Here is a 25117-nt window from a genome sequence, read left to right on the forward strand (position 1 = left end):
TTTTTTTGTATAAATTTGCATTCAATAATAAAAAAATATGAGCATTTTAAATAGTATACTAAAGGCTTTTGTAGGAGACAAATCAGAAAAAGATGTCAAAGCAATTCAGCCGTTGATCTCAAAAATAAAAACTTTTGAAGCCAACTTAGGTTCTCTTTCTCATGATGAACTTAGAGCAAAAACGGCTTACTTTAAAGAAAAAATTAAATCGTCTCGATCTACTCAAGATGAAAAAATTGCAGCTTTGAAGCAAGAAGTTGAATCTGTTTCAGATTTTGACAAAAGAGAAGATCTCTATGTTTTAATTGATAACTTAGAAAAAGAAGCTTACGATAATTCTGAAAAAACATTATTAGAAATTCTTCCTGAAGCTTTTGCTGTTGTAAAAGAAACTGCAAAACGATTTAAAGACAACACACAAGTTGTTGTAAAAGCAACGCCAAAAGATATTGAACTTTCTGCTACAAAATCCTATATTTCTATTGAAGGTGACAACGCTGTTTGGTTAAATTCATGGAACGCCGCAGGTAAAGAAATTACGTGGGACATGATTCATTATGATGTCCAGTTGATCGGTGGTGTGGTTTTACATCAAGGTAAAATTGCCGAGATGCAAACAGGTGAAGGAAAAACTTTAGTAGCCACGCTTCCACTCTATTTGAATGCTCTTACCGGAAACGGAGTTCACTTGGTTACTGTTAATGATTATTTAGCAAAACGTGATAGCACATGGAAAGCTCCTATTTTTGAATTTCATGGCTTAACAGTTGATTGTATTGATAATCATCAACCAAACACTGAAGCAAGAAGAAAAGCTTATGAAGCTGATATTACTTATGGAACTAACAACGAGTTTGGCTTTGATTATTTAAGGGATAATATGGCTCATTCTCCTGAAGATTTGGTACAACGCAAGCACAATTATGCCATTGTCGATGAGGTCGATTCGGTTTTAATTGATGATGCCAGAACGCCATTAATTATTTCGGGTCCGGTACCGCAAGGAGACAGACATGAATTTAATGAATTGAAACCAAAAGTTGACAACTTAGTAACACTTCAACGAAATTTAGCTACTGGATTTTTAACTGAAGCCAAAAAACTCATTAAAGAAGGTAACACAAAAGAAGGCGGATTTAGTTTATTAAGAGCTTATCGTGCACTTCCAAAAAATAAAGCACTTATAAAATTTTTGAGTGAAGAAGGAATTAAACAATTACTTCAAAAAACTGAAAATTTTTATATGCAAGATAACAATCGCGAAATGCCAAAAGTTGATGAAGCTTTGTATTTTGTGATTGAAGAGAAAAACAACCAAGTTGAATTAACCGATAACGGTGTTAAATTCTTATCAAAAGATACAGACGAAAGTTTCTTTATACTTCCTGACATTGGTACTGAAATTGCCCGTATCGAAAAAATGAAATTAGAAAAAGATGCTGAAGCTGAAGAAAAAGAAAAACTTTTTCAAGACTTTGGAATTAAATCTGAACGCATTCATACGCTAACGCAATTATTGAAAGCATATACCCTTTTTGAAAAAGATGTGGAATATGTAATCATGGACAATAAAATCATGATTGTTGATGAACAAACCGGACGTATCATGGACGGTCGTCGTTATTCAGACGGTTTACATCAAGCAATTGAAGCCAAAGAAAATGTAAAAATTGAAGCAGCAACACAAACATTTGCTACGGTTACGCTTCAAAATTATTTCCGTATGTATAGCAAACTTGCCGGTATGACCGGTACTGCTGTAACTGAAGCGGGAGAGCTTTGGCAAATATATAAATTGGATGTGGTAGAAATTCCAACCAACCGTCCGATGGCAAGAAAAGATCAAGAAGATTTGATTTATAAAACCACTCGTGAAAAATTCAATGCTGTAATTGAAGATGTAACAAAATTATCTCAAGCCGGAAGACCTGTTTTAATTGGAACAACTTCAGTTGAAATTTCAGAATTATTGAGTAGAATGTTGAAAATGCGTAACATTCCACACAATGTCTTGAATGCGAAAATGCATAAAAAAGAAGCTGAAATTGTAGCCGAAGCAGGAAATCCGGGAGTTGTAACCATTGCAACCAACATGGCAGGCCGTGGAACCGATATTAAATTATCTGCTGAAGTAAAAGCAGCCGGTGGTTTGGCCATTATCGGAACAGAACGTCATGATTCCAGACGTGTAGACAGACAGTTACGTGGTCGTGCCGGTCGTCAAGGAGATCCGGGAAGTTCACAGTTTTATGTTTCGTTAGAAGATAATTTAATGCGTTTGTTTGGTTCAGAACGAGTTGCAAAAGTTATGGATAGAATGGGATTGAAAGAAGGTGAAGTAATTCAACATTCAATGATGACCAAGTCTATTGAAAGAGCTCAGAAAAAAGTAGAAGAAAACAATTTTGGTGTTCGTAAACGTTTATTAGAATATGATGACGTTATGAATGCTCAAAGAGAAGTAGTCTACAAAAGAAGAAGACATGCTCTTCACGGGGAACGTTTGAAAGTAGATATTGCAAACATGCTTTATGACACTTGCGAAAATATTATTACTGCAAATAAATTATCAAACGATTTCAAGAATTTTGAATTTGAATTAATACGCTATTTTTCAATCACTTCTCCGGTTTCAGAAAGTGAATTCAATAAATTAACTGAAATCGAATTAACCGGAAAAGTTTATAAAGCGGCATTAAATTATTATCAAGAGAAAAACGGTCGTGATGCCAGAGAAGCTTATCCGATTATTAAAAATGTTTTTGAAAATCCAAACAACCAATACGAAAGAATTGTTGTTCCGTTTACTGATGGTAGCAAAACTTTGAACGTTGTTACCGATTTGAAAAAAGCATATGAATCAGAAGGTCGTCAATTGGTTACTGATTTTGAAAAAAACATCACTTTAGCCATTGTTGATGAAGCTTGGAAAAAGCATCTTCGCAAAATGGATGAATTGAAGCAATCTGTTCAATTAGCGGTTCACGAACAAAAAGATCCTTTACTAATTTATAAGTTTGAAGCATTCAATTTATTCAAAGCCATGTTGGATAATGTGAATAAAGAAGTTATTTCATTCTTATTTAAAGGCGATTTACCAAATCAAAATGCTAATATTAGTGAAGCTAGGGAAGTTCGTCAAAAAGAAAACTACAAAACATCTAAAGACGAAATACCAAACAGTGACACATTAGCAGCTCAAAATCGTGAAGCAGGTCAAACACAACGTCAACATGTAACTGAGACTATAGTTAGAGATGCTCCAAAGATTAATAGAAACGATACTGTTACTATAAAACATGTAATGAGTGGCAAAACTGAAACCATGAAATTTAAAAAAGCTGAAAGCATGATTGCCGGTGGCGAATGGGTTTTGGTTCACTAAACTAAAGTAATTCAAAAATGTAATCCTCAATTGTTTTTCAATTGGGGATTTTTTTTGTTAGTTCATTCATATATTAATCATGTAATTATAAAACAAAGTTATGTAACACTTTCCATGTTGAATTTTTTCACCTTTACATCATCCAAATTTTATAAATTTTATCCTTAAAATCGAAATTGTAAATAAGATAGTATAAAAAGAATTCAACTATGAGGAATGACATTGCAAATGCATCGATTACTAAAACTAAAGGACGAATTATCGCTTTAAGTGAAAAATCTATAGCTAAAAAGGAAGAAGCTTTTTCCTTTTTTTCTAAAATATCCGATGTTACCCTTTTTTTGATTTTAGTTTTCAAGGAAACCTTTTCGCGTGATTTTGAATTCAAAGAGTTTATAAAACAATGTTATCAAATAGGTTATAAAACGCTACCACTTATTTCAATTACAGGAACAATTATGGGTTTGGTGCTTACTATCCAATCACGACCTGTTTTATTAAAATTTGGAGCAGAAACGATGTTACCAAGTATGGTTGCTCTTTCTATTATTCGTGAAATGGGTCCCGTTATTACGGCTTTGATTTGTGCCGGAAAAATTGGTTCAGGTATTGGAGCAGAATTAGGTTCCATGAAAGTAACTGAACAAATTGATGCCATGGAAGTTTCTTCTACCAATCCCGTTCGATTTCTTATAGTAACTCGAGTTTTAGCAGCAACATTGATGATTCCGTTGTTGGTTTTATATGCAGATGCTTTAGGAATTTTGGGAAGTTGGCTTGGTGCAAATATCAAAGGTGATGTTTCATTTGTTTTGTTTTTTTCACAAGCTTTTAGACATGTTGAATTCATCGATTTATTTCCAGCCATAATCAAAACTTTCTTTTTTGGAGCAGCTATTGGTTTGGTGGGTTGTTATAAAGGATTTAATGCAGGAAGAGGTACAGAAAGTGTTGGAAAAGCAGCAAATTCTGCTGTTGTTCTAGCCTCTTTATTAGTAATCATAATTGATATGATTGCTGTTCAAATTACTGATATGATTATATGATGACCGAAAATACAAATAGAAAAAAAGTGGTTGAAATCTCAAATCTCAAAAAATCATTTGGTGCCGATTTGATTTTGAAAGACGTTTCATTGTCATTATTTGAAGGTGAAAATTTAGTTGTTCTCGGTAAATCAGGAACAGGAAAATCCGTTTTAATAAAGTGTCTCGTCGGATTATTACCAACTGATAGTGGTTCAATAACCGTGTTTGATGAAAATATGACTTCTGCTTCGGGTGAAAAACTAGCTTTGATTAGAGAAAAAATGGGCTTTCTGTTTCAAGGAGGAGCTTTATATGATTCGATGACAGTTAAAGAAAACATCGAATTTCCATTACGTAGAATAAAAAAAGAGTTAACCGAAAGTCAAATAGAAGAAAAAGTAAAAGAAGTGCTTGAAAATGTTGGTCTGGCCGATGCAATCAACAAAATGCCTTCTGAACTTTCGGGTGGAATGAGAAAAAGAATTAGTCTTGCAAGAACTTTAGTTATTGATCCAAAAATTATGTTGTATGATGAACCTACAACCGGACTTGATCCTGTTACATCAAACGAAATTAGTGAGTTGATTGTAGAGGTTCAAAAAAAATATAAAACAGCATCGATAATTATTACTCACGACATTAAATGTGCTCAAAAAACAGCCAACCGAATCATAATGTTAAACGATGGTTTGGTTTTTAAAGAAGGTACATTAAATGAATTCGAAGCATCTAACGAACAATTAATCCAATCATTTTTTAATTAAAATAATATGAAAGAGCATTCACAAAATTTCAAAATACGATTAGGCCTTTTTATAGCGATTGGCATCTTCATCTTTGTTGTAGCAATATTTTTAATTGGTAAACAAAAAAACTTATTTAATCCGGTTTATTCACTAACCACCACTTTTTATAATGTAAGTGGGTTACAGGTTGGAAACAAAGTCCGCTTTTCAGGAATTAATGTTGGAACAGTAGATGCGGTAACAATTATTAATGACTCAACCGTTAGTGTTACAATGTTTATTAAAAATGATGTTCAAAAATTCATTAAATCAAACAGCGAAGTAAGTATTGGATCTGAAGGGTTAATTGGCGACAAACTACTTCAAATATCACAAGGAACCAGTAATGCAAACTTTGCTAAAGATGGTGATGCACTTGTTTCGAATGAGCCCATTGAACTTGATGAAATAATTGCTAGTTTAAAAGTTACTGCCGAAAATGCAGAAATAATTTCAGATGAATTAGCAGAAATTATGATCACAATAAATGAAGGAGAAGGAACTCTAGGTAGATTGATCAATGATACAAAAATCGCAGAAAACTTAAGCCAAACTATGTCAAACCTTGAAAGTAGTTCAAAAGGTTTAGATGAAAACATGGAAGCTGCCAAAGAAAATTTTTTACTAAGAGGATTTTTTAAACGAAAAGAAAGAGCCGCTCTAAAAGCAAAAAAAGCTGCTGAAGAAAAAAAGGAAAAAGAAAGAAAAATTGAAGAAGAAAAAAAGAAAGCAGCATTAAATAAAAATTAACACTTCTTTTCGTAAAGATGCTTATTTTTGAAAAAAAACTTTGTCATGAAATCAATAATAGCTTTCCTTTTAATTACAACATTTTCAATTGCACAATCTGTAGATGATTTAAAAAGAGACAGCAAATCAATGTATGATGCCTCTTATAATATGGATTTTGAGAAAGTTTTAGACTTTACTTATCCTAAAATATTTGAAGTTGTATCCAAAGAAGTTTTATTGAAAAGCATGGATGAGGCCTTTCAAAATGACGTTTTACGCATCAGACTTGTTTTTCCTGATCCAAAATTTTCATTTTCTGAAATAAAAAAAATAGAAAACAAAACATTTTGTGTTATAACCTATAACAGTGCGATGCGAATTATTTTTGAAGAACCGTTATCGACAGAACAAATTACTCAAATGACCAATACCTTCACTGAAAATATGAAAAATAAGAAAGTTACTTTTGAAAAATCAAGAAATGGATTTTATTTAGAAGGTGAAGAAATCATGATTGCAGTAACTGATGAATTGACTAACAACGTGTGGAAATTTATCAATTATGACCGTAGTCAAAGTAGGATTTTTGAAATGATTTTTAATGAATCTATAAAAAAAGAACTCGGATTGAATTAAAACATCATACCTTTACTGAATAGATTATAAAAACAAATCTCATGGCTAAAGGAAAAGACGTTCGGAAAACAGTTAAAAAAGAACCTCTTAAAACTCCAAAAGAAAAAAAAGAGGAGAAAAGAGAAAAGAAAAATAAACGGGATTAACTCGGCAAAATCTTGCCTGGATTTAAAATTCCATTCGGATCAAAAACAAATTTTATTCGTTCCATTAATTCCAAATGAGTTTTACTAAAAGCAATACTCATATAATCTTTTTGCACATATCCAATACCATGTTCTCCTGAAAGTGTGCCTTTTAATGAAACCGTTAATTCAAAAATATCTTTAATTCCTTTTGGCACTTCTGTTTGCCAATTTTCATCTGACATATTTCCTTTTATAATATTCACATGCAAATTTCCATCGCCAGCATGACCATAACAAACGGATTTAAAACCATATTTTTTTCCGATGGATTTAATTCCATCTAATAATTTTGGTAATTCATAACGCGGCACAACCGTATCTTCTTCCTTATAAATTGAATTCGATTTGACCGCTTCTGCAATACTTCGCCGCATTTTCCACAAGGCATTTTTTTCGTCTTCGGTATCGGCAAAAAGAATGTCATCAATTTGAAATTGTTCCACCACTGTCATTATTTTTTCGGCTTCAGCCAACAAAATTTCAGGATAATTTCCATCTACTTCAATGAGTAAATGAGCTTGAATTTCATTTTTCACTTGCACATTCAATCCATCAATGTATTCTACTGCCCAATCAATGGCATCGCGTTCCATAAACTCTAATGCACTAGGTACAATTCCTGCTCTAAAAATGGCAGAAACCGCTTCACAAGCCTCATTAGCTTTATAAAACGGAACTAACATCAATACGTTATGCGTGTTTTTGGAAAGTAACTTCAAAACAATTTTAGTGACAATTCCCAGCGTTCCTTCGCTCCCAACTATCAATTGAGTCAGGTTGTATCCTGTTGAATTTTTCAATGTATTGGCTCCGGTCCAAATAATATCTCCGGTTGGCAAAACCACTTCTAAATTCAAAACATAATCTTTGGTAACACCATATTTTACAGCTCTCGCTCCACCGGAATTTTCGGCAACATTTCCGCCAATGAAACAACTTCCCATACTACTGGGGTCAACCGGATAAAAAAGTCCTTTTTCAGAAACAGCTTCGCGTAACACTTGTGTAATCACACCGGGTTCGGTAATCACTTGTAGATTTTGTTCATCAATGGATATAATTTTATTAAATCGTTCCATCGATAGTCCGATTCCACCTTGAATAGATAATGCTCCGCCACTCAACCCTGTTCTACCGCCAATGGGAACTACAGGAATTTTATATTGATTGGCTATTTTTAAAATCTCAGAAATTTCAGTTGCGTTTGAAGGTTTCACCACAACATTTGGCGGAAAAACATAATCTTCCGTTTCATCATGACCATAGTGATTTCGTGTTTCTACATCAGTAAAAACAAACGATTGACCGACAATAATTTCTAATTTTTTGAGAATATCTTGTGTAAGTTGCATGCTTTAAATTTAACCCAATAAAGGTAAAAAAATTATATCATTGTTAATACCCAATACCAAAAAGCTAGCGTTAAAAAAGATAATGGAATACCAACGCCAACCATCATACTACTTAGTTTAGGTTTTAATCCATATGTTGAAGCCAAAATTGACCCGGTTATCATCGGTGCCATGGCAGATTGCATGATGGAAACATCAATTTGAACGCCATCTGCACCTAAAATTATTTTATATAAAAGCAAGAAAAAAGCAGGCATTAAGAACAATTTAAAAAATAATCCTAGAGTTAAAAAATTCCAGTGTTGACTATTTTTATCAATTTTTAATTGCAATCCAACTGCAACTAAAGCAATAGCAGTCACTGTACTTCCTAATTTTAGAAAAACAGTTTGCATTAATTCGGGGAAATCGGTTTGAAATAGATTTAAAAAACAAGCAATTAAAAAGGATATGAAAGGTGGAAATAATAGAATTTTTGAAACTATTGATTTTGTATTTGTTTCTCCTTTTGAAAAATAAACAGCAGCCGCTACAGCCAAAGTGGCCGTTACCACAAATGACCCCGGTTGATCAACAAAAATGGCAGTTTGTAATCCTTCTTGACCATATAATGCTTCCGATACAGGATAACCAATAAAAGCAGTATTTGATAATCCGCCTGTAATGACAAGACAGCCCGTTAATTTTTTTGACCATCCTAGCCATTTTTGTAAAATTGAAAAAAACAAAAATGACAATGCAAATCCGAGCCAAGCTATTCCTAACGGAAATAATAATTTTGAAGAAATTTCAATTTTTGGAATGTAATACAACGCCAATGAAGGCAAAGAAATATAAATTACGAAATGGTTTAAAGCAATATGACCGTTTATTGGAAAAGATTTGATATATCGCAAACCAACTCCTAAAGCCAAACAAAGAAAAAGCAAGATTATATTTTCCATAATTGAAATTGGAATGTAAAAATACCATTATAAAATTGTTCTTTCAATTTTTGGTACTTTTTTTAATCACTTGAATCTCTTGTTGATTTTACTTACTTTTACTACTTGAAATTAATTTTGTGAAAAAAACAAATCCAAATAAATCCGCTTTAAGCGAAAAAGAAGGTGTTCCTCAACCGGAATTCATCAGTGATTTGGTTGTGAAAAACATTAAGCAATTTCGAAAAATTCAACCGTCTTCTGATGAATTGATTGATGGAATTTTAAAAGGCAACATTTCCGACTTAAGTCGTGCCATTACTTTAGTAGAAAGTACAAATCCCGATCATTTAAACAAAGCAAATGAAATTATTGCCGCTTGTTTACCCCATTCAAATGAATCTATTAGAATAGGAATAACAGGCGTTCCGGGAGTTGGTAAAAGTACATTTATTGAAGCTTTTGGAAAACACTTGACTTCATTAGGTAAAAAAGTAGCTGTTTTGGCTGTTGATCCAAGTAGCACCATTTCTCACGGTAGTATTCTTGGAGATAAAACCCGAATGGAAGAATTGGTTAAAGATAAAAATGCCTACATCAGACCTTCTGCATCGGGTGAAACTTTAGGTGGTGTTGCCAGAAAAACACGTGAAACTATCATTCTTTGTGAAGCCGCCGGATTTGATACCATCATTATTGAAACCGTTGGTGTGGGTCAAAGTGAAACGGCCGTTCACAGTATGGTTGATTTCTTTTTGTTATTAAAAATTTCAGGTGCCGGCGATGAATTGCAAGGAATCAAACGAGGAATCATGGAAATGGCCGATGCCATCGTAATCAATAAAGCTGATGGCGATAACATCAAAAGAGCAAAACTAGCCAAAACAGAATTCAATCGAGCATTACACTTATTTCCGGCAAAAAAATCAGGTTGGATGCCTACAGTTTCTACTTGTAGTGCCATTACCAAAGAAGGAATTGATGCCGTTTGGAAAATCATATCTGATTATTTAGAATTGACACAATCCAATACTTATTTTCAAGATAAAAGAAAAGAGCAAAATCAATATTGGATGATGGAAACCATTAATGAACAATTGAAAAATCATTTTTACAATCATCCTGAAATTATTCATTTATTGGATAAAAAGAAAAAATCGGTTCAAAATAATGAAATTTCACCTTTTGCAGCAGCTTTAGAATTGCTTTCTACTTACTACAAATAATTTTTTTATACCCTATCTAATTCATTTTTAATAAAATATCAATTATTATATCCAAAAAGGTATAAAATATTGATAAAATTTAAAAATACACCTTTTATGGTGTGATTTTTCGATATTTTTGTATATTTGTAGTTTAAAAGGTATAAATATGCGAGAAAATTTAACTGATTTAAGTAAGCACATCAAACTAAAACGCAAGCAAAATAAGCTTACACAGCCAGAACTAGCTTTAAAAGCTGGAGTTGGTTTGCGATTTGTTCGAGATTTAGAACAAGGAAAAAGCACTTTAAGAATGGATAAAGTGAATGATGTATTACGCTTATTTGGAGAGACATTAGGACCGGTTCCAATGGATCGAGATAAATTGATAACAAATGAATAGAAGCGGAAAAGTATATATGAAAAATGAGTATTGCGGAACAGTTTTAGAAACTGATCATGGTTATTTATTTCAATATGATACCGAATATTTAAAAAAAGAAAATGCTCAAGCAGTAAGTCTAACATTGCCACTTACTGAAAAACCATTTCAAAGTAAAACCCTTTTTGCATTTTTTGATGGATTAATTCCGGAAGGTTGGTTGTTAGACATCGCAGAGAAAAATTGGAAAATTAATTACAAAGACAGAATGGGTTTGCTCCTCACCTGCTGCAAAGATTGTATTGGAGCTGTAAGTGTTCAAAGAAATGAAGAACTATAAAAAAAAATATTTAGCACGATTAGAACAAACTACCAGAGAAGTTCAGGAACCTGAAACTTTTTATGGTAGAAGATGTTTGTATTGCTATGAACCACTTTTTGATAGTACTTCTGATTTTCATGAAGCCTGCAACAAACGCTTTTTTGGTCAATTAAAAACGCCACAACTTAATTATAACTTGGAAAATCTGCAAGAATTAGCATCAAAAGTTATCCAAAGTCAGATGGCGGTAACAGGAGTACAAGCGAAAGTGTCATTGAGTTTATTTAGAAAAAAAGAAAAAAATTTAACAAAAAAGCTCACCATCGTAGGGCTTTATGGTGATTATATACTCAAACCACCTTCGGAACATTATGAACAATTACCTGAATTGGAAAGTGCTACCATGCATATGGCAGATGTTTGTGGAATAAAAGTTGTGCCTCATAGTTTAGTAAAGTTACAAGATGAAACCCTTTGTTACATCACAAAACGTGTGGATAGAACCAGAAAAACCAAACTCCACATGGAAGACATGTGTCAATTAAGCGAACGATTAACCGAAGATAAATACAAAGGAAGTCACGAGCAAGTGGCTAAATTGGTGTTGAAATTTTCAAGTACACCGTTATTGGATGTGAGTAACTTTTATGAGCAAGTGCTATTTAGTTTTTTTACCGGAAACTCCGATATGCATTTGAAGAATTTTTCCTTACTGGAAAAAGAAGGGCAAGGTTTAAGTTTGTGTCCGGCTTATGATTTAGTGCCAACAGCATTAGTAAATCCGGCAGATACCGAAGAATTGGCCTTGACTTTGAATGCAAAAAAAAGAAAACTAAAATATATAGATTTTTTATCCGCTTATGAAAATGGTGGTTTGAATAAGAAAGTTTTAGATAATACCTTAGAACTTTTTGTCTATGCCAAACCCGAAATAGAAGCCGTTTTAGAAAAGAGTTTTGTGAGTGATGAATACAAATCAAAATATTATTCTCTAATTGATAGCAGATATAAGCAATTAAATTTGATATAAATTGATATACAAAAAAAGCCGTTTTAATTTTATTTGAAACGGCTTAAATTTTAAAAATTATTCTTCGTAACGTTCCATTTCTCTATCATAAAAAGCACCGGCTAACTCAATTAATTTTTCTAATTCAGTTTCCAATTCTTTTTCATCTTCAACATCAACCTCTTCGATGATTTCAACTTCGTCATCTTTTAAATTGATTATAAAACGAGGATATTCTAAATGAATGATAAATATATCTTCAGGAAAATCAGTGTTGTCAGCTAAAACGAATTTTGGTAAGTCCATTTTTTTTTGGTAATTGGTTATTGGTAATAGGTTAAAGGTAAATGAATTAGTATTCAAATGTACCAAATTCACTGGTAATAGTTAATTTTTTATTATCGGATGCTTCTACTCTACCTACAATCTGAGCATCAACATTAAATGATTTTGAAATTTCGATAATGTCGTTGGCAATTTCTGAAGGAACATATAATTCCATTCGGTGACCGCAATTGAACACTTGATACATTTCTTTCCAGTCGGTTTTTGATTGTTCTTGAATCAGTTTAAACAAAGGTGGAATCGGAAATAAATTATCTTTTATAATATGTAAATTATCAACAAAATGTAGAATTTTTGTTTGAGCTCCACCACTACAATGCACCATTCCGTGAATGTCTTTTGGTGTGTACTTTTCCAAAATCTTTTTGATAATCGGAGCATATGTTCGTGTTGGAGAAAGGACTAGTTTTCCAGCATCAATTGGACTATTTTCAACCGAATCAGTCAACTTCACTTGACCTGAATATACCAAATCACTTGGTACTTCAGCATTAAAAGTTTCAGGATATTTATCTGCTAAATATTTTGAAAAAACATCATGACGAGCAGAAGTCAATCCATTGCTTCCCATACCTCCATTATATTCTTTTTCATAAGTAGCTTGACCAAAGGAGGCCAAACCAACAATTACATCACCGGGTTTAATGTTAGCATTATCAATCACATCGCTGCGTTTCATTCGAGCTGTAACGGTTGAATCTACAATGATTGTTCGAACTAAATCACCAACATCTGCTGTTTCGCCACCAGTTGAATGAATGGTTACGCCAAACGAATTTAACTCTTGAATTAATTCCTCGGTTCCGTTAATTATGGCAGAAATCACTTCAGCTGGAATTTTATTTTTATTTCTTCCAATGGTTGAAGAAAGTAAAATATTATCGGTTGCTCCAACACAAAGTAAATCATCAATATTCATGATTAAAGCATCTTGAGCAATGCCTTTCCAAACAGAAATATCTCCTGTTTCTTTCCAATACGCATATGCCAAAGACGATTTCGTTCCTGCTCCATCAGCATGCATTAACAAGCAATAATCGGAATCATTTGTCAAATAATCCGGAACTATTTTGCAAAACGCTTTTGGAAACAAGCCTTTGTCAATATTTTTAATGGCATTATGTACGTCTTCTTTTTCGGCAGAAACACCTCGAAGTTTATAGCGATTACTGGTATCAGAACTCATAAAAAAATGTGTGTTGTTGTTTGGCAAAGATACATTTAATGTAATTAAGTCACAAAGTGAAAAGTGATGAAAAAAGGAAAATTAGTTTTCCATAATTTCTATTTCAACTCTTCTGTTTTTTGCCCGTTCCTCTTCATTTTTTTCAGGGATGGTAAAGATTGGTTTAGAAGTTCCAAATCCTTTATAGGAAATTCGTTTTTTTTCAATTCCTTTCAAAACTAAATAACGATAAATAAAACGAGAGCGTTGGATTGAAAGCTGCAACTCTCTGGTATTTTCATTGCAACACATGTGACCTTGAATTTCAATTTTCAAATTCGGATTGTCATTCAAAACTTCAACTAATTCGTCCAAACTTGGTTCTGATTCTTTAACTACTCGAAACGTGTTAAAATGAAAATTTATTCCTTCCAATCTTATTCTATCACCTTTTTTAACTCTTGCTATTTTTTCTCTCAAAGGAATTAATGGATCGTCAAACAACAACGGACTTCGATTTGCCCAAACATTTGCTTTTGATTTATCCTCTGAATCAACATTTAAATTTCTATAAAAAACAACTACTTTTCTGTTTTCAGCTTGAATTTTTGATTGCTTAAAATTTTTACCGTAGGGTATTTTTTGCAATCCTTCGTTAATTTGAATTGCATTATTTTTTAGAATTTGCAAAACTTCATTAATTCTTTTTTGAGATAAAATTAAATTATATTTTTGGGTGTCAACGCTATCACAATGACCGTGAAGCTCTAAGATTTCTGCATTTTTGTTATTTTGCATCCATTTTTCAAAATAGGTTAACGAAACCTGATTTGGGATTGAAGCATTGAAATCAAAGAATATTTCAAATTTTTCTTGAGCAGAAATGTTGTTTCCGAAAAGGAGAGAAAATGCTATGAAAAATAGTTGTTTCAATTTTTTATAATTTCAATTTCTACTCTTCGGTTTGCAGCTCGCTCTTCTTCATTTTTTTCAGGTAATGTAAAAATGGGTTGAGAGCTTCCAAAACCTTGATAAGACAACCGGGATTTTTCAATTCCGTTAAAAATTAAAAACTGTTGGATTGCTTTTGCCCGTTGGGTTGACAAATTATTTCGATCTGTTGGCATACAACAAAGATGTCCTTGAATATTAATCTCTAAATTTGGATTTTGCTGCATTACTAGTAACAATTCATATAATTTACCACGACTTTCATTTACAATTGCGAAGGTATTTAAATGAAAATTTAAATTGTCAATTTTTAATTTTTCACCAGGTTTAGATTCGTCAATTTTTTGCATGAACTCGCGATTCAATTCGTATTCTGATACTGAACCGTTTGGGTTTTTAATTTGAATTATTTCAGGGAAAATTCGTTTTGGTTTTTGAATTGGAGTTTTTTCAATTGGTTTGATTCCTAAAATTTCGTCTTCTCTATGTAAATCTTTTTCTTCAATAAAATAAACTGTTACTCTTCTGTTTTTTGATTTGTCTTCACTTTGTTGGTGTTGTTTGCCATAGCTTCGAGTTTTGAAATCCGAACGAATAGCTACTTTATTTCCAATTTCATTAAACACAAAATTTACTCTTTTTTGAGCTAAAGTATCATTAAAGCCAACCGAACCATCTTCATCGGCATAGCCATTTATAGCAACAATTTTAACTTTAGTATTTTCATTAATCCAGTCATTGAGTCTTGCTAATTCTGATTTTTTTAATTCAAATTTATTGCTATCAAAATAAAATGATTCTTGTTCTTGAGCATTTAAAAGAAAAGCCAGAAAAAAAATAGAGAATTGTAAAAATCGAAACATTTTAATGGTATTTTAATAGATAACGAATATAATGAAAATTAATTTTGAATAACTATTAAAATCAAAAAGGGATGACGTTAATCATCCCTTTTTTTGGTGGTAATTTTTTGGAAATTTAGTTAATGTTTTGTTATGAGGTTCTCTTATTACTATAAGTTTGAATCATTATACGGTGCTAAAATAAATAATTATTTTTATAAAAAAACATTTTATTCTACAAAAGTTTACAATTTATTTACATTGAAGAGATAAAAAAAAACCACTCTGTTGATTGAGTGGTTTTCAAATTAATTATTTTGTAAATAATAACTCTCTATATTTTGTTAGTGTCCAAATTTCATCATCTACTAACAATTCCAATTTATCAGAATGATATCTAATTTCTTCAAAAAACGGCTTTACTTTATCACAATAAGCGGCAGCCATTTTTTCAGCATTAGTAAGTGTGTTTGCTTTTTTACGTTCTTCAGTCATTTTACCAACTTTCAGATTGATACCTTCAATATGCTCTGAAATTTCTTTGATTAAACTGATTTGTTCTTTAGCAATTTTTTCAAAATCTTTTCCAAAAATTTCTTTTAAACCTCTAACATTTTCAATCAAAATATTTTGATATCTAATTGCTGTTGGCACCACATGATTTCTGGCAATATCACCTAAAACACGACCTTCAATTTGAATTTTCTTGGTATATTCTTCCAATTCAATTTCATATCGAGCTTCCACTTCTACATGATTCATTACATTCAATTCTTCAAAAAGAGCAATTGCTTTTTTAGAAACTTTTGCCTTTAAAGCTTCCGGAGTTGTTTTGTGATTGCTTAAACCTCTTTTTTTAGCTTCTTTTTCCCACGCCTCACTATAACCATCTCCTTCAAAAAGGATGGCTTTTGTTTGTTTGATATATTCTCTTAAAACATTGAAAATTGCTTCATCTTTTTTCAAATCATTTTTTTCAATCAACGTGTCTACTTCAGCTTTGAAATCTTTTAATTGTTTGGCAACAATACTATTTAAAGTTGTCATTGCATTAGCACAATTGGCTGATGAACCCACAGCTCTAAATTCGAATTTATTACCTGTAAATGCAAATGGAGATGTTCTGTTTCTATCGGTGTTATCCAAAAGAACATCCGGAATTTTGCCCACTACATTCAGTTTTAAATCTGTTTTTTCTTCCGGAGAAAGTTTTCCTGTTGACACTCCTTCCAATTCTTCTAAAACTTTTGTCAACTGTTGACCAATAAACACAGAAATAATTGCAGGAGGAGCTTCGTTAGCACCTAATCTGTGATCATTACTTGCAGAAGCAATTGCAGCACGAAGTAATTCTTCATAAACATTCACTGCTTTTATAGTATTGATGAAGAAAGTCAAAAATTGTAAGTTACTCATTGGTGTTTTGCCCGGACTTAATAAGTTAATACCCGTGTCTGTAGCTAACGACCAGTTGTTGTGTTTACCTGAACCATTCACTCCTTTGAAAGGTTTTTCATGGAATAAAACCCTGAACTCATGACGCTCTGCTACTTTTTGCATTACATCCATCAACAGAGAATTATGATCTACTGCCAAATTGGTTTCTTCAAAAATTGGAGCTAATTCAAATTGATTTGGTGCAACTTCATTATGTCTTGTTTTAACAGGAATTCCCAAAAGCATACATTCATTTTCAAGATCTCTCATATAATTTAATACACGAGTTGGAATTGACCCAAAATAATGATCTTCTAATTGTTGTCCTTTTGCAGATGTATGACCTAACAACGTTCTTCCTGTTGCTAAAATATCGGGTCTGGAATTTGCTAAAGCGGTATCAATTAGAAAATATTCTTGTTCCCAACCTAAAGTTGGCGTCACTTTTTTTACATTTTTATCAAAATATTTACATACTTCTGTTGCCGCTTCATCAATTGCATGTAAAGCTCTCAAAAGTGGTGTTTTATAATCTAATGCTTCTCCAGTATAAGAAACAAAAACCGTTGGAATACATAGCGTTGTTCCGTAAATGAAAGCAGGTGAAGTTGGATCCCAAGCGGTGTAACCTCTTGCTTCAAAAGTATTACGAATCCCTCCATTTGGAAAACTGGAAGCGTCTGGTTCTTGTTGAGCTAATTGATCGCCTCCAAATTTTTCAACCGGATCGCTACCGTCAAAAGAAGTTTCAAAAAAGGCATCGTGCTTTTCTGCAGTAGCTCCTGTTAAAGGTTGAAACCAATGCGTATAATGGGTTACTCCTTTAGTTAATGCCCATTCTTTCATTCCCATTGCGATGTAATCTGCCAATTTTCTGTCGATTTTTATTCCGTGTTGCACAGCGTTTTTTACAGCTTTGTATGCATCAGGAGTTAAAAACTTCCGCATTGATTTGTCATTAAAGACATTAGTTCCAAAAATTTCGGATTTTTTTCCAATTTCTTCCACTTTTACAGGTTTTCTACCTAAAGTTTCTTTTAATGCTTGAAAACGAATTGTTGACATAGATGATAATTTGAAGGATTACTATTTTTTACGTTGCAAATTTAATACTTTTTAGATATAAAACAATTAACCCCCTATTTTTTTAGGGGGTTAATTAAAAAAAATAATATAATAATTCAAAATACCTACAAAAAATAGGGTTGATACATTTTATATAAAAGTTAAATAAATAAAAGCACCATAAGCTATCACTAAAACAAAACCTGCTTTTCTATCCAAATACCCTTTTTTAGGAAGCATAACTAATGGAATTAAAATAAAAGAAAATGCCAGCATCCAAATAATATCAAAGGACATTAATCTATTATCAACCAGCTTTACAGGATGGATAATAGCAGTTAACCCTAAAACTGACAGAATATTAAAGATATTAGAGCCAATTATATTTCCAATTGAGATGGAGCTTTCCTTTTTTAAAGCAGCAATAATTGAAGCAGCAAGTTCCGGGATGCTTGTTCCAATTGCAACAACAGTAACTGCAATGACCCGATCAGAAACGCCATAGGCTTCTGCTAAGTTGACAGCCCCTTTTATTAATAACTCAGAACCACCCCATAATCCTAAACCACCTAGTACTAAGAAGAGTATAACTTGATACATAGGCATTGCTTTTTCAAGAGGAATTTCGACTTCTGATGTAGTTTTCTTTTGGAATTTGATTAGATATATTACAAAACAAATCAAAAGCAAAAACAAAATAATTCCTTCTATTCTGCTTATTTCACCATCATAGTATAAAATTCCAAACAACAAAACAGAAGAAATCATCATTGCCGGCCAATCTGTTTTAAAAAATGACTCATCCACTTTCATAGCATTGATAATCATAACAATTCCGAGAATTAACCCAATATTAGCAATGTTAGAACCAATTACATTCCCTAAAGCGATATCGGGAAAACCTGCCATTGCAGACTTAATACTAACTATTAATTCCGGTGCAGAAGTGGCAAAAGAAACCACTGTCATTCCTATAATAATTTTTGAAATGTTTAATCTTAAGGACATTCCAACAGCCGATTTCAATAACCAATCGCCTCCCAAGACTAACAAAACTAAACCCGCAATAATGAAAACAAAATCCATCTAATTTATTTTTTTACGAAAGTATAAAACCTTACTGATAAATAAATCATACTTCTAACCCTTTTATTATAATTATAAAAAAAATATTTTTCTTTATACTAAAATTGAGAAATTATGAGATGCCCATAATAAATAGGATAGCCGTTCTAACTTATCCTGAAATGACTATACGGATTACTAAACACATCCTATTATAGTTCTACAACTATAACTTACTTTGGGTTTGCATTGTGCTATTTGCTTCTATCTTTAAATTATGATATATGTTAAAATCTGTCACCATTGATGGCTTACCTATGGCTTATCTATGACTTATCTATGGCTTATCTATGGCTTTGACCCGTCCTAAAATAACTATACCGATTTTTAAATAAATCCTATACTAGTTATACAACTATATTTCTTCATCCTAAACTTACTATACAACTATTTTAATCTCACCATTGCCCGACCCCTCTCCAAAGGGAATGGAGATAAAAATGAGTTGATGGAGATTTGTTAAAATCTGTCACCGTTAGTGCTTTATTCTAGCTTTATTTAGGCATTATACATGCTTTAACTATACCGTTGACCCCTCTGAGCGTGGTAAATGACCCGTCCTAAAATAACTATAGAGGTTATTAAATAAATCCTATACTAGTTATACAACTATACTCCTTAATCCTAAACTTATTATACAACTGTTTTTTTTTATTGTAATCACTTTTAATATAATTCCGGGAGTATCACAACGATTTTTGATTTACGAAAATTTTCGTCAAACTAAAGTCAAAGTATCGTCGGAGTATCTATGGAGTATCTATGGAGTTGACCCGTCCTAAAAAAGCTTATGAGGTTGTGCTTTGAAAACAACCAAACAAGGGGGTTTTACCAGATAGAGCAAAAAAAAGGGGTGCTTTTAAGCACCCCTTTAGTTAATTAAGTTAAACTAAGATTATCTTAAACCAGATATAACCTTTTTAATTTCACTAGCTTGATCAGTAGTGATTTTAATAAAGTACACTTGGCCTGACTCATTCAAGAAGCTAACATCAAGTTTTACTTCTTTTTTGTAATATGAGCTATCATCTTTAAATGTTCTAATCAATGAACCTCTGATGTCAAAGAATTCAATTGTTACATCAGACTTATAATCAAATTCATATCTGATAGTCAATTCATCAACAAACGGTACCGGATAAGCTTCAAATGAAGCTACTGCAGCTACTTTAGCTTTTGTAGCCGGACTACCTCCTAACGGACAACCTGTATTATTCAATTGATCTAATTGAGATGCAAGTTGACCCGGTGCATTACCTCCTGCAATGAATGCAGCATTTACAGCATTTATAATTGATTGAACAGTACTATAAGGTGTTGGATAGTTAATATCCGCATGACACGCATTTAATAAAGCTGCAACCGATTGTCTGCCAAGGTTATTAACACCTCCGCCACCTAAGTTCACCACTTGAAGTAATGTTTTGTTAGCCAAACCATTTGGAGCGTTAACAAACACACTTCCGTATAATGTTGTTGTTGAATAAGTAGCACACCATCTGTCGGTATGATTTTTCCAGTATCCAATTGTACATCCGTCGAAACATTCCGGTGTTGTAAAGGTAACAACACGTGTTTCAGTTGATCCACATTCGTCAGTAACTACAAATGTAACTGTTATTGTTTGTCCCGGTTCAGGTAAAACAAATCCGGTTAAGTCTGTAGCGGTTAATTCTCCACAACCTCCATCATAAGAGAATGAAGCAATCCACTGAGCAAATGCTACATCAAGATCAGCATCACAATCAGGACTTACATTAGCCGGAACACTTACATTGATTCCAACAGTGTTAATAGTAAATGTAGCTGTTGTGCTCGATGCGTTTCCAGAACAATCAGTAGCTGTAAAAGTTACAGTTACAGCACCACATGTTCCATCAAATCCATCAAAGCTATCAGACCATGTTACATCACTACAAGAATCTGTAGCCGATGCTCCACCATTAGATGCTAACCATAAGGCTAACTCATCTAAGTTGCCATTACCATCACAATTAACTGATTGATTTGCTGCAGGCGTTACAACAGGAGCTGTTGTATCTTGCACTGTAATCATTTGTTTGTGAATTGTAAAGTTTTTACAACTATCTGTAGCTTTCCATATACGGTCAATGATATAACTACCAGGACAGTCACCAGGAATAATTGCTTCATAGAAGATTACTGTAGCTGTACCACAATTATCTATTGCAGTCAATACTTCCGGTGTTGGGATGTTATCACACTCTACAGTTAAACTGTTTGGAGGCAACTGACCAACAAAGGTTGGAGCAATTGTATCTTCCACATTGATTTTCTGAGTATGTGAAACACTATTTCCAGCACAGTCTGTTGCTGTCCATGTTCTGGTTACTAAATATTTACCAGGACAATCTCCAGGTGTAACTACTTCAGAAAACTCAACTTCTACTTCACTACAATTATCCGTTGCAGTTATTACCGCTGCTTCCGGAACATCACATTGAACATTTACATTTCCTGGTAAGTCACCAACAAATACCGGTGCTGTAGTATCCTCGATAGTAATCGTTTGTGAAGCAGAGCTAGAATTACCTGCACAGTCTGTTGCTGTCCATGTTCTAGTTTTTGTTCCTAAACCACACTCATCTAAGTCTGAACTATCAGCATAAGTAATTGTTACTTTACTATCACAATCATCCAAAGCAATTGGTGCACTAAACACTATAGGCTCTGAACATTCTACTGTGTAGTCTGCTCCAACTCCTGAGAAAACAGGTGCTGTTGTGTCTTCGATAGTAATCGTTTGAGACGCTGAACTTGAGTTACCTGCACAGTCTGTTGCTGTCCATGTTCTAGTTACAGTTCCTAAACCACACTCATCTAAGTCTGAGCTATCCACATACGTTAAGCTTACTTCGCTATCACAAGTATCCGCTGCACTTGGCATGCTGAATACTGCTTCTGTTGGACATTCTACTGTATAAGCTGCTCCAACTCCTGAGATAACAGGTGCTGTAGTATCTTCGATGGTGATCGTTTGAGACGCTGAACTTGAGTTACCTGCACAGTCTGTTGCTGTCCATGTTCTAGTTACAGTTCCTAAACCACACTCATCTAAGTCTGAGCTATCCACATATGTTAAGCTTACTTGGCTGTCACATGCATCAGAAGCACTTGGTGTGCTGAATACTGCTGCTGTTGGACATTCTACTGTGTAAGCTGCTCCAACTCCTGAAATTACAGGTGCTGTAGTATCTTCGATAGTAATCGTTTGTGAAGCTGAACTTGAGTTACCTGCACAGTCTGTTGCTGTCCATGTTCTAGTTACAGTTCCTAAACCACACTCATCTAAGTCTGAGCTATCCACATATGTTAAGCTTACTTCGCTATCACAAGTATCCGCTGCACTTGGCATGCTGAATACTGCTGCTGTTGGACATTCTACTGTGTAAGCTTCACCAACTCCTGAGAATACAGGTGCTGTAGTGTCTTCGATAGTAATCGTTTGAGACGCTGAACTAGAGTTACCTGCACAGTCTGTTGCTGTCCATGTTCTAGTTACAGTTCCTAAACCACACTCATCTAAGTCTGAGCTATCCACATACGTTAAGCTTACTTCGCTATCACAAGTATCCGCTGCACTTGGCATGCTGAATACTGCTTCTGTTGGACATTCTACTGTATAAGCTGCTCCAACTCCTGAGATAACAGGTGCTGTAGTATCTTCGATGGTGATCGTTTGAGACGCTGAACTTGAGTTACCTGCACAGTCTGTTGCTGTCCATGTTCTAGTTACAGTTCCTAAACCACACTCATCTAAGTCTGAGCTATCCACATATGTTACGCTTACTTCGTTATCACAAGTATCCGCTGCACTTGGTATGCTGAATACTGCTTCTGTAGGGCATTCCACTGTATAAGCTGCTCCAACTCCTGAGATAACAGGTGCTGTAGTATCTTCGATAGTAATTGTTTGAGACGCTGAACTTGAGTTACCTGCACAGTCTGTTGCTGTCCATGTTCTAGTTACAGTTCCTAAACCACACTCATCTAAGTCTGAGCTGTCCACATATGTTAAGCTAACTTGGCTGTCACATACATCAGTAGCACTTGGTGTGCTGAATACCGGTGTTGTTGGACATTCTACTGTATAAGCCTCTCCAACTCCTGAGATAACAGGTGCTGTTGTGTCTTGAACAGTAATAATTTGTACATGAGAAATTGCATTATCACACTCATCAGTTGCAGTCCATGTTCTAGTTATAGTATAAACACTTTCGCAATCTGTTGGATTTACTACTTCAGCAAATACTACTGTAGCATCGCCACAATTATCTGTTGCACTTAATACATCCGCTTCCGGTATATCATTACATTCAACTGTCAAATCTTGAGGCAATCCATTTGAGGATGCTCCTACGAATGACGGAACGAAAGTTGTGAAAACAGGAGGTGTTGTATCTTGAACAGTAATTGTTTGTGTATGAGTTCTTACGTTACCACATTCATCTACAGCTGTCCAAGTTCTTACTAATGTATAGTTACCTACACAATTACCATCCACTCTTGCTTCTGCAAATGTTACGTTTGCATTACTACATTTATCCAATGCAGTTAATACCTCAGCAACCGGAACATCATCACATTCTCTTGTCATATCGGCAGGTAAATCCTCAACAAAGTCTGGTGCTGTTGTATCTTCAACAGTAACAATTTGTGTATGAGAAGTTGTATTACCTGCACAGTCAGTAACTGTCCATGTTCTTGTTAAAGTATAATTACCTACACAATCACCAGCTTCAGACTGCTCACTAAAGATTACAGTTACTTCACCACAATTATCAGTTGCAGTTACAACTGTAGGCTCAGGTACAACATCACATTCAACAGTCATATTGGCCGGTAAATTACCAACAAATACAGGTGCTGTTGTGTCTTCGATAGTAATCGTTTGAGACGCTGAACTTGAGTTACCTGAACAATCTGTTGCTGTCCATGTTCTTGTTACAGTTCCTAAACCACACTCATCTAAGTCTGAGCTGTCCACATATGTTAAGCTTACTTCACTTTCACAATTATCATTTGCCATTGGCGAACTGAAATCAGCTTCTGTTGGACATTCTACTGTAAAGTCTTCACCAACTCCTGAAATAACAGGTGCTGTTGTGTCGATTACTGTTATAATTTGTTTGTGAATCGTAAAGTTTTTACAACTATCTGTTGCTTTCCACAAACGATCTATTGTATAGCTTCCTTCACAATCTCCCGGAATAATAGCTTCAAAGAAGATTACTGTAGCTGTACCACAATTATCTATTGCAGTTAATACTTCCGGTGTTGGGATGTTATCACATTCCACTGTTAAACTACTTGGAGGTAATTGACCAACAAAGGTTGGAGCGATTGTATCCTCTACATTAATTTTTTGCGTATGTGAAACACTATTTCCTGCACAGTCTGTTGCTGTCCATGTTCTGGTTACTAAATATTTACCAGGACAGTCTCCAGGAGTTATTACTTCTGTAAATTCAACTGTAGCCTCACTACAATTGTCCGTTGCAGTTAACACTGCTGCTGCCGGAACATCAACATCACATTGTACATTTAAGTTACCCGGTAAGTTACCTACAAATACCGGTGCAGTTGTATCTTCGAGAGTAATCGTTTGTGAAGCAGAGCTAGAATTTCCTGCACAGTCTGTTGCTGTCCATGTTCTAGTTACAGTTCCTAAACCACACTCATCTAAGTCTGAACTATCAGCATAAGTAATTGTTACTTTACTATCACAATCATCCAAAGCAATTGGTGCACTAAACACTACAGGCTCTGAACATTCTACTGTGTAGTCTGCTCCAACTCCTGAGAATACAGGTGCTGTTGTGTCGTCGATGGTAATCGTTTGTGACGCTGAACTTGAGTTACCTGCACAGTCTGTTGCTGTCCATGTTCTTGTTACAGTTCCTAAACCACACTCATCTAAGTCTGAGCTATCCACATATGTTAAGCTAACTTGGCTGTCACATACATCAGAAGCACTAGGTGTGCTGAATACCGGTGCTGTTGGACATTCTACTGTGTAAGCTTCACCAACTCCTGAGATAACAGGTGCTGTTGTGTCTTCGATAGTAATCGTTTGAGACGCTGAACTAGCATTACCTGCACAGTCTGTTGCTGTCCATGTTCTAGTTACAGTTCCTAAACCACACTCATCTAAGTCTGAGCTATCCACATATGTTAAGCTAACTTGGCTGTCACATGCATCAGAAGCACTTGGTGTGC

18 protein-coding genes are annotated in these 25117 nt (G+C 34.0%); 9 read left to right on the forward strand and 9 right to left on the reverse strand.

Going from position 1 to position 25117, the window contains the following annotated elements; genetic code table 11:
- Positions 1–37: 37 nt before the first annotated feature.
- From secA to IEV15_RS07475, 5 genes are all read left to right on the forward strand, one after another.
- The gene (gene secA / locus IEV15_RS07455) at positions 38–3385 is read left to right on the forward strand and encodes a preprotein translocase subunit SecA (protein ID WP_188361883.1); all 3348 of its coding nucleotides are present in this window, start codon (positions 38–40) and stop codon (positions 3383–3385) included.
- 209 nt (positions 3386–3594) lie between these two features.
- The gene (locus IEV15_RS07460; protein ID WP_188361884.1) at positions 3595–4431 is read left to right on the forward strand and encodes an MlaE family ABC transporter permease; all 837 of its coding nucleotides are present in this window, start codon (positions 3595–3597) and stop codon (positions 4429–4431) included.
- Positions 4428–5177, forward strand: a complete 750-nt coding sequence (locus IEV15_RS07465; RefSeq protein ID WP_188361885.1) for an ABC transporter ATP-binding protein — start codon at positions 4428–4430, stop codon at positions 5175–5177. The genes IEV15_RS07460 and IEV15_RS07465 overlap by 4 nt, the downstream gene beginning before the upstream one ends.
- Positions 5178–5183: 6 nt before the next feature.
- The gene (locus IEV15_RS07470) at positions 5184–5948 is read left to right on the forward strand and encodes an MlaD family protein (protein ID WP_188361886.1); all 765 of its coding nucleotides are present in this window, start codon (positions 5184–5186) and stop codon (positions 5946–5948) included.
- A 45-nt stretch (positions 5949–5993) separates the two neighbouring features.
- Positions 5994–6566 (forward strand): hypothetical protein, encoded by a 573-nt coding sequence (locus IEV15_RS07475; RefSeq protein WP_188361887.1) that lies wholly within the window; start codon positions 5994–5996, stop codon positions 6564–6566.
- Between the two features lie 142 nt (positions 6567–6708).
- On the opposite strand, the gene IEV15_RS07480 is transcribed toward IEV15_RS07475, so the two are convergent.
- Both IEV15_RS07480 and IEV15_RS07485 read right to left on the reverse strand, forming a co-directional pair.
- Entirely contained in the window at positions 6709–8106 is a 1398-nt protein-coding gene (locus IEV15_RS07480) for an FAD-binding oxidoreductase (RefSeq protein WP_188361888.1), read from the reverse strand.
- A 32-nt stretch (positions 8107–8138) separates the two neighbouring features.
- Entirely contained in the window at positions 8139–9050 is a 912-nt protein-coding gene (locus tag IEV15_RS07485; protein WP_188361889.1) for an AEC family transporter, read from the reverse strand.
- Positions 9051–9169: 119 nt separating this feature from the next.
- On the opposite strand from IEV15_RS07485, the gene meaB reads away from it, so the two are divergent.
- The 4 genes from meaB (at position 9170) to IEV15_RS07505 (ending at position 11968) form a co-directional block, all read left to right on the forward strand.
- Positions 9170–10255, forward strand: coding sequence for a methylmalonyl Co-A mutase-associated GTPase MeaB (gene meaB, locus IEV15_RS07490; protein ID WP_188361890.1), 1086 nt, complete (start codon positions 9170–9172; stop codon positions 10253–10255).
- Positions 10256–10403: 148 nt separating this feature from the next.
- On the forward strand, positions 10404–10637 hold the full coding sequence (locus IEV15_RS07495) for a helix-turn-helix transcriptional regulator (protein WP_188361891.1): 234 nt from the start codon (positions 10404–10406) through the stop codon (positions 10635–10637).
- Complete coding sequence (locus tag IEV15_RS07500; protein WP_188361892.1) at positions 10630–10956, forward strand: HipA N-terminal domain-containing protein; 327 nt, start codon at positions 10630–10632, stop codon at positions 10954–10956. The genes IEV15_RS07495 and IEV15_RS07500 overlap by 8 nt, the downstream gene beginning before the upstream one ends.
- Positions 10943–11968, forward strand: coding sequence for a HipA domain-containing protein (locus IEV15_RS07505; RefSeq protein WP_188361893.1), 1026 nt, complete (start codon positions 10943–10945; stop codon positions 11966–11968). The genes IEV15_RS07500 and IEV15_RS07505 overlap by 14 nt, the downstream gene beginning before the upstream one ends.
- Positions 11969–12025: 57 nt before the next feature.
- On the opposite strand, the gene IEV15_RS07510 is transcribed toward IEV15_RS07505, so the two are convergent.
- The 7 genes from IEV15_RS07510 to IEV15_RS07540 all read right to left on the reverse strand — a co-directional run.
- Positions 12026–12253 (reverse strand): DUF8828 family protein, encoded by a 228-nt coding sequence (locus IEV15_RS07510; protein ID WP_188361894.1) that lies wholly within the window; start codon positions 12251–12253, stop codon positions 12026–12028.
- 46 nt (positions 12254–12299) lie between these two features.
- On the reverse strand, positions 12300–13478 hold the full coding sequence (locus IEV15_RS07515) for an AIR synthase related protein (protein WP_188361895.1): 1179 nt from the start codon (positions 13476–13478) through the stop codon (positions 12300–12302).
- An 81-nt stretch (positions 13479–13559) separates the two neighbouring features.
- Positions 13560–14390, reverse strand: coding sequence for an OmpA family protein (locus IEV15_RS07520; RefSeq protein WP_188361896.1), 831 nt, complete (start codon positions 14388–14390; stop codon positions 13560–13562).
- Entirely contained in the window at positions 14387–15271 is an 885-nt protein-coding gene (locus IEV15_RS07525) for an OmpA family protein (protein ID WP_188361897.1), read from the reverse strand. Before IEV15_RS07525 ends, IEV15_RS07520 begins: the two co-directional genes overlap by 4 nt.
- Before the next feature lie 291 nt (positions 15272–15562).
- Positions 15563–17752 carry a glutamine synthetase III family protein gene (locus IEV15_RS07530; protein WP_188361898.1) on the reverse strand — a complete coding sequence of 730 codons (2190 nt, stop codon included), beginning with the start codon at positions 17750–17752 and terminating at the stop codon, positions 15563–15565.
- Between the two features lie 150 nt (positions 17753–17902).
- On the reverse strand, positions 17903–18838 hold the full coding sequence (locus tag IEV15_RS07535; RefSeq protein WP_188361899.1) for a calcium/sodium antiporter: 936 nt from the start codon (positions 18836–18838) through the stop codon (positions 17903–17905).
- A 934-nt stretch (positions 18839–19772) separates the two neighbouring features.
- The coding region (locus tag IEV15_RS07540; RefSeq protein WP_188361900.1) for an HYR-like domain-containing protein at positions 19773–25117 on the reverse strand (5345 nt) is incomplete at its 5' end.

The organism is Flavobacterium orientale, assembly GCF_014638005.1.
Lineage (GTDB): Bacteria > Bacteroidota > Bacteroidia > Flavobacteriales > Flavobacteriaceae > Flavobacterium > Flavobacterium orientale.

What these genes read in the sequence shown, in the direction of transcription:
- secA (WP_188361883.1), top strand. Translation starts at nt 38, where the DNA reads ATGAGCATTTTAAATAGTATACTAAAGGCTTTTGTAGGAGACAAATCA.
- IEV15_RS07460 (WP_188361884.1), top strand. Translation starts at nt 3,595, where the DNA reads ATGAGGAATGACATTGCAAATGCATCGATTACTAAAACTAAAGGACGA.
- IEV15_RS07465 (WP_188361885.1), top strand. Translation starts at nt 4,428, where the DNA reads ATGATGACCGAAAATACAAATAGAAAAAAAGTGGTTGAAATCTCAAAT.
- IEV15_RS07470 (WP_188361886.1), top strand. Translation starts at nt 5,184, where the DNA reads ATGAAAGAGCATTCACAAAATTTCAAAATACGATTAGGCCTTTTTATA.
- IEV15_RS07475 (WP_188361887.1), top strand. Translation starts at nt 5,994, where the DNA reads ATGAAATCAATAATAGCTTTCCTTTTAATTACAACATTTTCAATTGCA.
- IEV15_RS07480 (WP_188361888.1), bottom strand. Translation starts at nt 8,106, where the DNA reads ATGCAACTTACACAAGATATTCTCAAAAAATTAGAAATTATTGTCGGT.
- IEV15_RS07485 (WP_188361889.1), bottom strand. Translation starts at nt 9,050, where the DNA reads ATGGAAAATATAATCTTGCTTTTTCTTTGTTTGGCTTTAGGAGTTGGT.
- IEV15_RS07495 (WP_188361891.1), top strand. Translation starts at nt 10,404, where the DNA reads ATGCGAGAAAATTTAACTGATTTAAGTAAGCACATCAAACTAAAACGC.
- IEV15_RS07500 (WP_188361892.1), top strand. Translation starts at nt 10,630, where the DNA reads ATGAATAGAAGCGGAAAAGTATATATGAAAAATGAGTATTGCGGAACA.
- IEV15_RS07505 (WP_188361893.1), top strand. Translation starts at nt 10,943, where the DNA reads ATGAAGAACTATAAAAAAAAATATTTAGCACGATTAGAACAAACTACC.
- IEV15_RS07510 (WP_188361894.1), bottom strand. Translation starts at nt 12,253, where the DNA reads ATGGACTTACCAAAATTCGTTTTAGCTGACAACACTGATTTTCCTGAA.
- IEV15_RS07515 (WP_188361895.1), bottom strand. Translation starts at nt 13,478, where the DNA reads ATGAGTTCTGATACCAGTAATCGCTATAAACTTCGAGGTGTTTCTGCC.
- IEV15_RS07525 (WP_188361897.1), bottom strand. Translation starts at nt 15,271, where the DNA reads ATGTTTCGATTTTTACAATTCTCTATTTTTTTTCTGGCTTTTCTTTTA.
- IEV15_RS07530 (WP_188361898.1), bottom strand. Translation starts at nt 17,752, where the DNA reads ATGTCAACAATTCGTTTTCAAGCATTAAAAGAAACTTTAGGTAGAAAA.
- IEV15_RS07535 (WP_188361899.1), bottom strand. Translation starts at nt 18,838, where the DNA reads ATGGATTTTGTTTTCATTATTGCGGGTTTAGTTTTGTTAGTCTTGGGA.